The organism is Nostoc sp. (assembly GCF_036916985.1).
Taxonomy (GTDB): domain Bacteria; phylum Cyanobacteriota; class Cyanobacteriia; order Cyanobacteriales; family Nostocaceae; genus Nostoc.
This window is the reverse complement of sequence record NZ_JBALFD010000071.1, coordinates 63,490-77,137: the sequence shown is the minus strand read 5'-3', so window position 1 is coordinate 77,137 and position 13,648 is coordinate 63,490. Positions and strand designations below refer to the sequence as shown.

Genomic DNA, 13,648 nt, shown 5'->3' with positions numbered 1-13,648 from the left:
CTCACTAATTCTGACTCCTTCTAATTGTTCCAGGATTTGGATTTGGGCATACTAGCTAGTAACCCCATTTTCCAAATCTCAGATTTATGAATCATCAGTCAGTTGATGCAGCCACCGCCACCAGCTTTTTACCAATGGTGTCGGTGGTTGTTCCTATTTATAACGGTGAGGCGGATTTACCAGAGTTAATCAATTGTCTATTGTCTCAAACTTACCCGAAAGAACGGGTAGAGTACTTGTTGGTAGACAATAATAGTAGCGATCGCACTCTCACGATCCTCAAAATATCTGCCGAAAATTGCCCAATTACAATTCACCCATTGAGTGAAAACCAAATTCAAAGCTCTTATGCTGCTCGTAATAGTGGGATTCGCGCCGCTACGGGTGAAATTATCGTTTTTACCGATGCAGATTGTCGTCCACAACCACAATGGTTAGATGCACTAATTAAACCTTTTGTCAATATAGAAGTGGTAATTGTTGCTGGTGAAATTGTGGCACTACCAGGCACAACACTGCTAGAAAGACACGCAGAACTCCAGGAAACTCTATCGCAAAAGCACACCCTGAACCATTCCTTTCGTCCCTATGGTCAAACGGCTAATTTGGCGATTCGACGCATAGCCTTAGAAAAAGCAGGTTTATTTCGCCCCTATCTTACCACAGGTGGCGATGCCGATATTTGCTGGCGAATTTTGGGGGAAAACATCGGGCGTTTGGAATTTGCTCCCGATGCGATCGTTCAGCACCGCCACCGCGCTACACTTCAAGAACTGCAAAGTCAATGGCGGCGCTATGGACGCTCAAATCGCTATCTGCACGAACTACACGGTGTAGATTTGATGCGAGAGATGACACCCAAAGAATACGGCTATCGTTTGACACGTTGGTTATTGAAAGAAATACCAAGAGATATTAAAAAGGCGTTGGCGCAGCCCAACCCAGGCATCGCAGGTCAAGCCACCTTTGTAAATTTATTAAATACTCCCATTGGTTTGTTCACAGCTAGAGCGCGTACTGCTGGGCAAAGAGACGCCAAGCTACCAGAGAATGCCAAGATAATTGATCGACTCTAATAATATTACTAATCTGTCAAGCTAACAATCCTTGGTAAGGGTGGAGAATAGGGAATGGAGAAACGTTTTTTCGGTGTTGGACAAGGTTTTGAAATCACGTAAAATCATTTTCATACCTGAATTCAGCAACGCCAAAGAAAAAAGGCTATTGTCGGTCCAAAAGCATTGACTGAAAGCCTTATTTTTTTCTTTCACTCAAAAAAATGAATCTATCTTAAGAAGTATTTTCAAAAATAGGGAAAGCAAATATGCTGTTAATGATCAAGTTTTAACTTTGATATTTTGTATTTAATAAAATAAAGTTAAGAATTTCAGTAGGTAGGACTTGCCGCAACTTTGCATTTTTGTAATTAATAGACAAGTTTGTGGCACTGAATAGGGCAAACATTTGATTTGAGCGTGTACAAATTTGATTGCTCCCTCATCATTAATAGATAAGTTAGTAAATCAATAAAACAAGTTCTGCCACATTTATTTTATTTACAATGTGTCCGCTCTTGCAAGTAACCCGATCCTTGCCTGCTCAATAGGGTCTGAAACCTTGAGGAAAGTATGGGGTTTGTTTCTCCTGCTTTCTTCATTCACAGCTACGCTTCATAGTTTTGTGAGTTGAGCAACATGAAAGTGGATGAATTTAGCCAACAGATAGAGCAATTACGCTCACAGATACAGGAACAATTGCAATGTGATGGAACTAAGCCAAACTCACAACGGGAAATTGTAACCGGGGCTTTTGAGGAACTTAATACCGCAATGGAAGAACTATTGACAGCTTCCGAGAAGTTAGAAGAAGCGCGAGTAGCAGTAGACAAAGAGCGCCAGCGTTACCAAGATTTGTTTGAGTTTGCTCCCTATGGTTACTTGATAACTAATACCATTGGGACAATCCAAGAAGCTAACCATGTAGCAGCAACCTTACTTGGTATTCAACAAAAGTATTTAGTCGGTAAACCATTAATTATCTTTATTGCTCAACAATACCGCCAGTCCTTTAGCTCTCAAATGAAGAATTTGCAGGAGCTAACCAACTGGGAAATTAACCTAAAACCACATAGAGGAGAGCCTTTTCCTGTTAGTGTAAAAGCCTCAGTCGTATATGACCTTGAGGGTAAACAGCTTGGCTGGCGTTGGCTGCTATGCAATATTAGTGAACGCAAACAAGCTGAAGAAATGTTACACCAAGCTTACAGTGAGTTAGAAATCCGGGTGGCGGAAAGGACAGCGGAACTGGTAAAAGCAAATCAGAAATTGCTAAATGAAATTACAGAGCGTAAACGAGTCGAGTCACAACTGCTGCACCTTGCTTTTCACGATGCGCTGACGGGTCTGGCAAACCGTGCTGCATTTATGAACCGTCTAAAACATGCGATAAATTATTCAAAACGGCATTCAAATTATCTATTTGCTGTGCTATTTATCGACCTAGATCGGTTTAAGGTGATCAATGACAGTTTTGGACACCTAAATGGAGACCAACTTCTGCTTGCTACTGCAAGTAGGCTAGAAGTGTGTGTACGCTCTATAGATACAGCAGCACGGCTTGGGGGAGATGAATTTACAATCCTGCTTGAGGGAATCCAGGATGTGTCAGATGCTATCATAGTAGCTGAACGTATTCACCATGAACTGGCGTTACCCTTTGAGCTTGATGGACAAGAAATGTTCATCACGGCAAGTATTGGCATCGCGTTGAGTTCGACAGTAGATTATGAACACCCAGAAGAACTGTTGCGGGATGCTGATACAGCAATGTACCGAGCTAAGGTGTTAGGCAGAGCGCGTTATGAGCTATTCAACTCAGAGATGTCTGCTAGCGCTCTAGCAAGATTGCAGCTAGAAACCGATTTGCGCCGAGCAATTGAACGCGAAGAATTTCGAGTTTATTACCAACCGATTGTTTCACTCGCTAGTGGCTCTATTTTAGGTTTTGAGGCTCTGTTGCGCTGGCAGCATCCAGAGCGTGGTCTACTTCATCCAGCAGATTTTATTCCCCTTGCAGAGGAAACTGGACTAATTTTGTCCATTGGCAACTGGGCGTTGTATGAAGCCTGCCGCCAGATGCAGGCTTGGCAGGTGTGCCATCGTTCCAACTTACTAGAAAAAATTAGTGTTAATCTCTCCATCAAGCAATTTTCTCAGCCGGATTTGATTGAGCAGATTGGGCAAATTTTGCAATTGACAGGTCTTGACACTAGTACTCTAGTACTAGAGATTACTGAAAGCGTAATTGTGGAAAATGGCGATAAGGCAACTGCTGTAATTTTACAACTTCGAGAGATGGGCATTGAGTTATCAATTGATGACTTTGGTACAGGCTACTCTTCATTAGGTCGTCTTTATAACTTTCCGATTAGTGTGTTGAAAATTGATCGTTCTTTTATCAGCCCAATGAGCGCCAATAGTAAAAACTTAGAAATTATTGAGATAATCGTCACCTTGGCACATAAGTTGGGTGTGGATGTGCTTGCCGAAGGAGTAGAGACAAAAGAGCAACTAGCACTTCTCAGAAAGTTGAACTGTGAATATGGCCAGGGACATTTTTTTTCACTTCCATTAAATAACTCGGCTGCCGAGGCATTAATTATGCAAAATCCTCAGTGGTAAGGGTTATTTAGCTAATTGTAATTTCTTGTTTGTCTCGTTCCCTGTCCCCGACTGGAAACGAGGTTTTAAAGGAGTTTCAACTTAAGTTGACATCAATATCTTCCGTGTTTGCAATTCGCCAGTGCCGAACTTTTAGAGCTTCAAAACTCGCTGCAAATTGTCTATCCCCGCATCGTGGGCTAGCAAAGGTGTACAGTGTAATGCCAGTTTTCGAGCCATTTCAGCATCAAAACCTTTAGGGTAGGTATTGGTATCCAGCTGAGAAATAATTATTCTGTCTGTTGAATGGTTTGTATCAGTTGAAGATTGCATTAGTTCTACCTCAAGCTCAGAAAAATAATTAAATAATTATGAGAATGCGTACAACAAGTCCTGTAATATTTTTGATTGTGAGTTATTTGCATTTGTGCCGTAATAAATAGCCATGTCTTTGTCCTGGTTATTGGTTAGATTTTTGATCGCTGTGATCTTCCAAATACTCTAACGGGCTGGTATAAAGTCTGTCAGTAAGAAAAGGTCGGGAAAAGTTCGGATATTTTTGGTAGATTTACGTAAACTTTTGCGAAAAAATCAAGTTGCTCGTGGGAATATTGTAGTTAAGCTGTATTACTACGGAAATAAATGACGGTTGAAGATGCGATCGCACTTGTTGAGCAATTATTGGAACGAGGACGCTTAACGAGAACGCAAGAGATTGTATTTCGCTATGCTTGGGAAGGGAAAACTTACCTAGAAATAGCGCCAGAAGTCAAATATGACTACGGTCACATCAAAGACGTTGGTTCGCAACTATGGCGATCGCTCTCTCAAGCTTTAAATGAAAAAGTTACCAAGAATAATCTGCATAGAGTTCTGAAGGGAGCTATACAGCAGCAGAATGGTGTAAACATCTCCCCAAGATTAAACCTCCAACCCTTCAGCGATCGCACCGATTAAAGATTATATTCGGGAGTCACAGGTATGTTTGTTATTAAAACCATTAGTTGATCAACTATTTGCACATTTTGAAAATAAAAATAGATTAGAAAAATATATTTATCAAGTTATTACGAACTTACAAAATTATCCTCCCATTCAAACTGGATATGCGGGAGGAAATCTTTTAAATATACTCTGCCATATTTCAGCAAATTTAAAAAATGCCGATTTTTCAAACCTCACTGTTTGGCAGGCATATCTGAAAAATATGAATTTAAATCATATTAACTTCCAAAATGCTGATTTATCAAAGTCGGTTTTTAGCGAAACCTTTGACAGTATTTTGGCAGTAGCATTTAGTCCCAATGGTAAAATTTTAGCGGCTGGTGGCGTAGCGGGTGAGGTGGAATTATGGCAAGTAGCTGACGGAAAACCACTTTTGAGATGGAAAGCACATTCCTCTTGGATTATTTCACTAGCATTTAGTCCCAATGGTCAAATACTAGCGACTGGTAGCGACGATCAAAGTGCAAAGTTATGGGATGCTAACACAGGCATTTGTTTAGAAACCTTTCAAGGACATACAAGTTGGGTCTTTGATGTAGCATTCGCTCCCCAACACTGCGCGAATAGTCCAGATAGCCAAACACTTGCTAGCATCGGCGATCAACACACGATTAATTTATGGGATGTTCGTCAAGGTAAACTATTAAGAACTTTTACAGGACACAGCACTCAACCTCACTCCATCGCCTTTAGTCCTGACGGTCAAATGCTAGTTAGTAGTGCGAATGACAGCACTATCAGGTTATGGAGTGTACCTACAGGTGAGTTACTCAAAACTTTCCCAGGACAAAGCAATTTTGTACAGGCTGTTGCTTTTAGTCCTGATGGAACAACTATTGCGAGTGTGGGCGATGACTATATTATCCAGTTATGGAGTGTGAGAACGGGCGAACTACTCAATACTTTCATACAGGGACACGTTTCTTTTGTACAATCAATTGCTTTTAACCCTGATGGGAAAATCCTGGCCACTGCTAGTCATGACAAAACCATCAAGTTATGGGATGTGACTGCGGGTATCTGTAAGAAAATTTTGCAAGGACACACTAGCCAAGTTTGGGCAATTGCTTTTAATCCTGATGGGAAAATAATTGCTAGCAGCAGTCAAGACCACACTGTTAAGCTATGGAATACTGCGACTGGGCAATGTGTCAGAACTTTCAAAGGATACACTAATGCCTTTAGATTAATTGCTTTTAGTCCTGACGGGAAAACCTTGGTAAGCGGTAGCGGTGACTGTCAGGTGCGATTGTGGGATATTCAGGAGGGTATATGTCTTAAAACTTTATCAGGACATACCAGTTTAGTTGTATCGGTTGCCTTTAGTCCCAACGGTAAGACCTTAGCAAGTGGCAGTATCGTAGTTAAGTTATGGGACTCAAGCACAAGTGAATGTCTCTTGACTTTGCACGGACATAGCAATTGGGTTTGGTCGGTAAATTTTAGTCCTGATGGCAAAACTTTATTGACTGGTAGCGCTGATCGAACTTTAAAATTGTGGAATGTGCAAACGGGTGAGTGTTTAAAAACATTACAAGGTCATACTGATTGGGTTTGGTGTACTGTTTTTAGTCCTAATGGTCAAACTTTGGCAAGCACCAGCGGAGACTATACGGCGAAAATCTGGGATACCACAGGTGTATGCTTAATCACTCTTAAAGGGCATCGCAATAGTGTATGGTCGATCGCTTTTAGTCCTGATGGTAAAATTGCAGCTACCGCCAGCGATGACCACACTACAAAATTGTGGGATTTAACGATAGATAATAGCGATCGCTTACCATCTGGTGTATGTATCAAAACCTTAGAAGGGCATACCAGTGGTGTTTATTTTGTAGCATTCAGCCCCGATGGTTCGCAACTTGCTACAGCCAGTGATGACCAAACAGTTCGGATATGGGACGTAAATACTGGAGAATGTCTCAAAATTTTAACAGGACATAGCAATCGGGTGTGGTCAGTGAAGTTTAGCCCCGATGGTGAAATACTTGCAAGTGCGAGTCATGACGAAACGATTAAACTGTGGAATGTCAGAACTGGCGAATGCTGCAAAACGCTTCAAGCTCCACGACCTTATGAAGGAATGAATATAGCCGGAGTCAGAGGGTTAACTGAGGCACAAAAAGCTTCGTTAAGAATGCTAGGCGCAGTTGAAGTTGATTCCAAGATTAAGTTACTAGAGAATTCCTTGTAAATTCAAGGTAAAACCTGATAGTACATCTTCTCCCGATAACTGATTTGGTGATAGTAGCACTTCCTTCTCTTTTCCCTGGCGATAAATTTCCACTTGCTTACCTTTGGGGTCAATTAGCCAGCCTAACCGCGCACCGTTCTTCATATACTCCTGCATTTTGTCTTGGAGGGACTTGAGGGTGTCGGAATCAGACCGCAGTTCTACTACGAAGTCTGGACAAATAGGAGGAAAAGTCCTTCTTTCTTCAGGAGCCAGTGCTTCCCACCGCCCTAAAGGAATCCAAGCTGCATCAGGTGAACGTAAAGCTCCATTGGGAAGTTGAAACATCGTTGAAGAGTCAAAAGCTTCTCCAGTCCCGTCTTCATCTGTCCAAGTTCCCAGGCGTTGAGTTAATCTGCGATTTCGACTACCAGTTTCTCCACCAGTCGGCGCCATAACTACTAATTCTCCTGATGCGGTGCGCTCTAGTTTAGCATCAGGGTTGACTTGACATAGCTGATAAAACTGCTCAGAAGTCAGATTAATTAATGGTTCTAGGTTCAGGGTAATAGCAGTCATAGCTTCTCCCATCTTGATGATCACATAATAACTGGAGACATGGGGGATGAGGGAGCAGGGGAAGAATAATTACTCCTAACTTCTAACTCCTAACTCCTAACTCTTGATCAATGACTGTCAACTTTCGCTAAATTGGAAAAAGGAAAATTCAAGGAAATCTTAAATGTCAGCACAATTGTTACTGGTGGATGATGAACCAGGGATACGGGAAGCCGTGAAAGACTATTTGCAAGAGAGCGGTTTCAGCGTTCAAGTCGCCAGTAACGCCCTTGAAGGTTGGGAATGGATGCAGCTGAATACACCCGACTTAGTGATTTCCGATGTGATGATGCCTCAAGTGGATGGCTATCAGTTCTTGAAGCAACTGCGAGAAGACCCCCGTTTCCAAACACTACCAGTAGTATTTTTAACAGCTAAAGGTATGACAGGCGATCGCATCCAAGGCTATCATGCTGGTGTCGATGCCTATCTACCCAAACCCTTTGATCCAGATGAGTTAGTGGCTATAGTCGAAAATTTGCTAGCCCGCCGCGCCGCTAAGGCTGCAAGTACGGGAGATGACTCTGAAACCCCCGATCTTGCTGAACTAGCTAATCAGATTGCCCAAATTAAGGCATTGTTAACTCAAAGAAATGCTATTTCCCAATCGCCAGCCCCTTTCAAAATTGATTTGACACCGAGAGAGCAAAGTGTTTTAAATTTGGTTGCTGAAGGGTTAATGAACAAAGAAATCGCCCGCCGCTTAGAAACCAGCGTCCGTAATGTAGAAAAATACGTCAGCCGTTTGTTTAGTAAAACTGGCACCAATAGCCGTACAGAGTTAGTTCGTTTTGCTTTAGAACACGGTCTTGCTAAATAGGCATTGGGCATTGAGCATTGGGCATTGGGCATTGGGGATTGGGCATTGGGCATTGGGCATTGAGCATTGGGCATTAGGCATTGGGCATTAGTTATTAATTCTTCTCCCCCTGCCTCCCCTACTTCCCCTGCTCCCTCTGCTCCCTACTCCCTACTCCCTACTCCCTACTTCTGAGTAATAGGTAACTGGCCGTTAAACCATTACCTATTACTAGTAATAGATAAAACATAAGTATTTCAACAAATCAGGCACTTAGCTTAAGCAAAAAGCTAAAAGAAAGGTTATTTATTTTTACTTTGGTCTTTTAGATTTTCATTTGATTAGCGCCTGTTGTCCAATTCCCCATCTGTAAAGACACAGGGTTTTGTTCTTCCGGCAATGTTTTGATAAAAACTCGGTAAAATGCACCCGGCTGAATTTGCTCTTAGATTCTACCAGTACCCTTTGCTACAAAGTTTTTAATAGCGGAAACTGTTCCTGGGACTTTGTGCTGCTAAATAAGACCTTCACAAAGCAGAAATCACAATATTTTAATTTTATGAATTCTACTTGCTGCTTAGTTTTTATGGCAACGGGGGTATGGGATCAACATTTGATTTGATGCCCAATTCACGTTTTTCAGTAATTAAATTACACCTTTATACTTGAGGATTTTCAGCAACATTACGCAAGCGCATTAGCTGTCGTCGCATTTGAGGAGAGGCTTTAAACTCAGACACTTCTTGCGCTTTAACAGACGCTTGCAGTGTCTCTAGAAAGTCATCAGACCCTTCGGTTAAAGCATCAAGTAGCACCTGTAAAAGCTGCTCGCGATCGCTCAATAAACTCTTTTCCTCAATCAACCGGAATTTAAGATGGATTTCGCACTCATAAACACCTACTTCGAGATTATTTATCTGGCGTGGTAATGCTTTGGAGTTCATAGCTATTGAGATTCCTTTACTTGGTTGTCATGAGGGCAAGGAGGTAGATGTCTAGCAAAAATTCTTTATATCTCTTTTGAATCCAAAGTGCTTGAATTAAGAATTTTTCTTCATCAATCACCTTTGTATTCCATTTCACTCTCCTGTGGTGTATTTTCAAGCTAGATTTTCAGTGTCTAGATTTTGACGTTTCTGTACCAGATGTAGCTTATGGTAAGCCATAACTATTATTCAGTTTTTAAGATTCTACACAATAAAGTTTCTGTAAGAAGTTGCTCAACCTGTTTAAAGGTTTTTACATCAACTTTATGTGAACGTCAACAACAGTTTGACTTGTTACTCTAATTTTAGTGTTTATACGTAAGTAAAACCGCTTAAATCTTTCGAGTTTCTTAAAGCCAGCAGTCGATGTAGCGCTATTCAGTGTAATTACTTGATGTATGTTTTTTGCAATATAAAATTCAGGAGAAATTGATCGGCAGAATTATTAATGTCAAAACTTTTATTCTTCAAAAAAAATGTACACAGATCAAATTATTCCTGGAAAGTGCCTTGTCCTACGGTCTTTTGAGCTTGATTGAGTACAAAAAATTTAGCAGTAAGTCAGATTAGTACACTAAATTAAAATACTCTCTCCATTAATTTTTACAGGAAAATAATTCGACTACTGTCAGTACTAGTAGTTAATTATGTCTTTAACTCATAACAGAAGTAACAAACTAATCAGTAAAGGTGATATTTTTACTTATATCCATTCAATATACCCTTTGAAAACTGCATTCAAAGCTTGTAAATTGAGAGCATCTAAGCTCAGAGATAGCGTTTACAATAATTTCAGTGTAATCCACGCAAATCTTACACCTTTTTATGGATAACCCGATGCTGCTCAAGTCCACAACCCGGCATATCCGCATTTTCGCAGGTGAAATTGACCGGGATGGCGATCTAGTTCCTAGTCAACAAGTCTTAACGTTAGATGTTGACCCAGATAACGAATTTAATTGGAATGAAGATGCGCTGCAAAAAATTTATCGAAAATTTGATGAATTAGTAGAAGCATCTAGTGGCCAAGACCTCACAGATTATAACTTACGCCGTGTGGGGTCAGATTTAGAGCATTATCTGCGATCGCTCCTACAAAAAGGAGAAGTCAGCTACAATCTTTCTGCCCGTGTTACCAACTACAGCATGGGAGTCCCTCAAGTTGCCATTGACGACAAACAATAAGGTTGGGCATTGGGCATTGAAAAGAGGCAGAGGGGCAGGGTGCAGGGGGCGGAGGGGAAAATTCTTCTCCCTGCTTCCCATGCCCCATTTCCCATACCCTAAAACTCCATCCCGCAAGTGGCGTGGAGTTTTTTATTTCTTGGAGTTCCCTTAGGCAGAGAGAGGAATGGTTACAAGTCTACTTCTTAACTCAGCACTGGCTCAACCCTAGCTATCGCTAACAGCAATCCTGAAGAGATTTTTAGAGCCACTGTATTTATCCGGTACTTTTGCCAAAATTAATATTTGCTATTCTTAATTCTTAATTAAAGTTAATTCTTGCTATCCTACTTATAAACTAAATAAATACCAACATTATCCGCCTCTTGATGATGGGATAATTTAGCAAAAGCAAATCGTGCAGTTATGCTTGGGTTATGCTTTGGTGACAGGGTTGGGTTAGTTGCTTTGGCGATGGAGAGTCACAGGGCAATAGAAGCTATGATTAGGCTGTAGGGTTGACTTAGGAGCGTATTTTTTGGATAAGTTTTGTATTAGCACCTGCTGATATCCGCCAGCTAAAATCATCATCTAAAGTCTGGGTATGTCAAGTTTAAGAAAGATGAGCGGTCTAGATTGTCCCTACTAATGCTATTAAAGAAATTGCCAATCGCTGATCGGTGCGAAAACTATGGAAAATGACGCGGCAACGCTCTACTGTCCAAACGAAAATTGTCAGGCTGCCAACCCCCTGACTCACAAGTTTTGCCAGCGATGTTCCACGCCCCTACTCAAAAATTATCTCTGGGCTGTGGTAGATGGCCCAAATGTGGGTAGCCCTGGAGAAATATTAGCCGATCGCTATTTAATCCTTGATAAATTTGTTCTTTTAGATACGAAGCCTGGTTTATTAGCCCTAACGCCGGAGTTAGATAATCTTCAGCCCCTAAAAGCTTACCTGAGACTCATTCCCTACCGCTTACACGTACCGCAGGTGTACGGAGTACTGTTTGTTGCTGACGGATCTTCCGAGCGAGAAATATTACTCTTAGAAAAACCGCCACTATTAGTAGACGACACTATCCAAAAAGTGAGTTTGGGCAGTGAATTAACCACTGCTTGGCGTGATGCAACATCGATGCGCCAACTCAATTGGTTATGGCAAATAGCTCATCTATGGCAACCTCTTGCAAGTGAAGGTGTCGCCTCTAGCTTACTTGACTCTTATGTACTACGGGTAGAAGGATCGTTAGTACGTTTGTTGGAATTACGTTTCGACAGTGCCACACCAGAATTACCCCAATTAGGTGAATTTTGGCAGCAGTTGATCGGTGATGCTAAACCAGCCATAACTGAATTTGTCGATCGCGTTAGCCTTGCTTTAATTCAAGGACAGATTAATTCCACCGATCAATTAATCGGAGTTTTAGATCAAGGACTGGCTGGGTTAGGGCGATCGCAAACACCCACAATCCAAATTATCACCAAAACCGACACCGGGCCCAGTCGTCAGCGTAACGAAGACGCCTGTAGCCCCCCCAGTGGAACTCTAGTCAGCAAACCACCCCAGCCAACAGCCTTAGCAATTGTCTGTGATGGCATCGGCGGCCACGAAGGCGGCAATGTCGCCTCAAATTTAGCCATTGAAACAATCCAGCAGCAGGTACAGCAACTAACAAAAGTTCCCTACGACCACATAGACCCTTCACTGCTGCTAAATGACTTAGATAAGGCAGTGGCAATGGCCAATGACAAAATTAGTCAGCGCAATGACGGTGAAAATCGCCAAGGGCGTCAACGCATGGGCACGACTTTAGTCATGGCATTGCCTGTTGCTCATGAAATGTACATTACCCACGTCGGCGATAGTCGTGCCTACTGGATTACACGCCACGGCTGTTATCAAGTTACCCTCGATGATGATGTCGCGTCCCGCGAAGTGCGGCTAGGTTATGCCATTTACCGCGAGGCTATACAACAAAGTGCTGCTGGCTCTCTCGTCCAGGCTTTGGGGATGGGGCCCAGTAGTTCACTGCATCCCACATCGGGACGGTTTATGCTCGACGAAGATGCAGTTTTTCTGCTCACATCCGATGGTTTGAGTGATTTCGATCGCGTGGAGGAGTACTGGGAAACTGAAATCTTGCCGATTCTACTTGGGGAAGCAGATATAGCAACTGTTGCCAATAGATTAGTCGAACTTGCTAATACTAAAAATGGACACGATAATGTCACCGTCGCTTTAGTTCATTATCAAGTCCAATATTGGGAACCAGAAATCACCATCAAAGCAGTGATTCCAGAGAGTTATTCTGCCAAAACTGTTGATTTGGCATCCAGGGCAACAGCTCCGACACTTTTAGGTAGCCCAAACCACAAAACTCAGGTAATTACTGAAAAGGAGCCAGTCAAAACGCGCAGTTTACCGCTACAGTGGATTGTTCCATTACTATTTGTGGTAGCCGCAGGTGCTTTAGGATTGTTCGTAAAGCAGCTGCGATCGCAATCATGGAAATTTCCAACTTTTGCCAATCCCACCCCAACTGCCAACCCTACCATTGAAGCAACACCCACACCGCGATCGCTGGCTAATCTTTCTCCTGGTTGGGTAATTAAAACCAACAATGACATCTCCTTGGGGAGCAACCAATCACTTCCTCGCGGGACTTTTTTAGAGGTTATTGAGAAAAAATCAAATCCCAAACCGGCTTCTGGGAATTTTTCGGTATCTATGCGAGTCTGTGCCAATAAAAGTACACAAACTCCAGCTAATACTAATACCCCATCTGTAACTACCTCAGTTCCACCAAATTCCAAACCTTTGCCAGCAACAATATTGCTAGACTTGTCCCAACTCAACCGTTTTGGCGTCTCTGTTTTACAATCAGATGCACCAAGTCCATGTACAACTGTCACCCAACCGCCAGTTACCGAACCAGCTGACACAAGTCCAACTTAGTTAAATACTCGATAAACTTGTAAAAACCTGGAATAATAACAGGTAACAACCAAAGTAAAAAATTTACAAGGTAAAAAAGTAGAAAATTTTCGCCTTGGAGGATTTTTATTTGAAATTATCAAGAAAGTCAAGAGAGCAAGGGCATTTCTTACTGGAGGAAAAGGTCTAAGACTTTCACTGTTGCGTCAGCTTCCCACAGGCTACGAGAGTTCAGTAGCTCCAAATCAGGAGAGGTCGAATCCTATAACTGATTTACCCCTCCTGCCCCCAAGATGAAGTTAAAAG

10 protein-coding genes are annotated in these 13,648 nt (G+C 42.0%); 7 read left to right on the top strand and 3 right to left on the bottom strand.

Annotation, left to right across the window (positions count from 1 at the left end):
- The first annotated feature begins 86 nt into the window (after window positions 1-86).
- Window positions 87-1,076 (top strand): glycosyltransferase, encoded by a 990-nt coding sequence (locus tag V7L07_RS23930; RefSeq protein ID WP_335061330.1) that lies wholly within the window; start codon window positions 87-89, stop codon window positions 1,074-1,076.
- 618 nt (window positions 1,077-1,694) lie between these two features.
- A complete protein-coding gene (locus tag V7L07_RS23925) occupies window positions 1,695-3,680 on the top strand; it encodes a sensor domain-containing protein (RefSeq protein ID WP_335061329.1) in 1,986 nt (661 codons plus the stop codon).
- Between the two features lie 76 nt (window positions 3,681-3,756).
- Here the strand turns inward: V7L07_RS23925 and V7L07_RS33560 are convergent, their stop codons facing one another.
- Window positions 3,757-3,876, bottom strand: a complete 120-nt coding sequence (locus V7L07_RS33560) for a lipase family protein (RefSeq protein ID WP_442936083.1) — start codon at window positions 3,874-3,876, stop codon at window positions 3,757-3,759.
- 425 nt (window positions 3,877-4,301) lie between these two features.
- Between V7L07_RS33560 and V7L07_RS23915 the strand changes: the two genes are divergently transcribed.
- Window positions 4,302-4,616: a hypothetical protein gene (locus V7L07_RS23915; protein ID WP_335061327.1), complete on the top strand. Its 315-nt coding sequence runs from the start codon at window positions 4,302-4,304 to the stop codon at window positions 4,614-4,616.
- Between the two features lie 28 nt (window positions 4,617-4,644).
- Complete coding sequence (locus tag V7L07_RS23910; protein WP_335061326.1) at window positions 4,645-6,858, top strand: WD40 repeat domain-containing protein; 2,214 nt, start codon at window positions 4,645-4,647, stop codon at window positions 6,856-6,858.
- Here V7L07_RS23910 and V7L07_RS23905 read toward each other — a convergent pair.
- Window positions 6,841-7,416, bottom strand: coding sequence for a Uma2 family endonuclease (locus tag V7L07_RS23905; RefSeq protein ID WP_335061325.1), 576 nt, complete (start codon window positions 7,414-7,416; stop codon window positions 6,841-6,843). The genes V7L07_RS23910 and V7L07_RS23905 overlap by 18 nt on opposite strands.
- 163 nt (window positions 7,417-7,579) lie before the next feature.
- On the opposite strand from V7L07_RS23905, the gene V7L07_RS23900 reads away from it, so the two are divergent.
- A complete protein-coding gene (locus V7L07_RS23900) occupies window positions 7,580-8,275 on the top strand; it encodes a response regulator transcription factor (protein ID WP_179065030.1) in 696 nt (231 codons plus the stop codon).
- A gap of 638 nt (window positions 8,276-8,913) precedes the next feature.
- Here V7L07_RS23900 and V7L07_RS23895 read toward each other — a convergent pair.
- Window positions 8,914-9,198 (bottom strand): Npun_R1517 family heterocyst differentiation transcriptional regulator, encoded by a 285-nt coding sequence (locus V7L07_RS23895; protein ID WP_179065031.1) that lies wholly within the window; start codon window positions 9,196-9,198, stop codon window positions 8,914-8,916.
- Between the two features lie 867 nt (window positions 9,199-10,065).
- On the opposite strand from V7L07_RS23895, the gene V7L07_RS23890 reads away from it, so the two are divergent.
- Both V7L07_RS23890 and V7L07_RS23885 read left to right on the top strand, forming a co-directional pair.
- A complete protein-coding gene (locus V7L07_RS23890; protein ID WP_334766787.1) occupies window positions 10,066-10,425 on the top strand; it encodes an NAD(P)H-quinone oxidoreductase subunit M in 360 nt (119 codons plus the stop codon).
- A gap of 670 nt (window positions 10,426-11,095) precedes the next feature.
- On the top strand, window positions 11,096-13,363 hold the full coding sequence (locus V7L07_RS23885; RefSeq protein ID WP_335061324.1) for a protein phosphatase 2C domain-containing protein: 2,268 nt from the start codon (window positions 11,096-11,098) through the stop codon (window positions 13,361-13,363).
- Window positions 13,364-13,648: the final 285 nt, after the last annotated feature.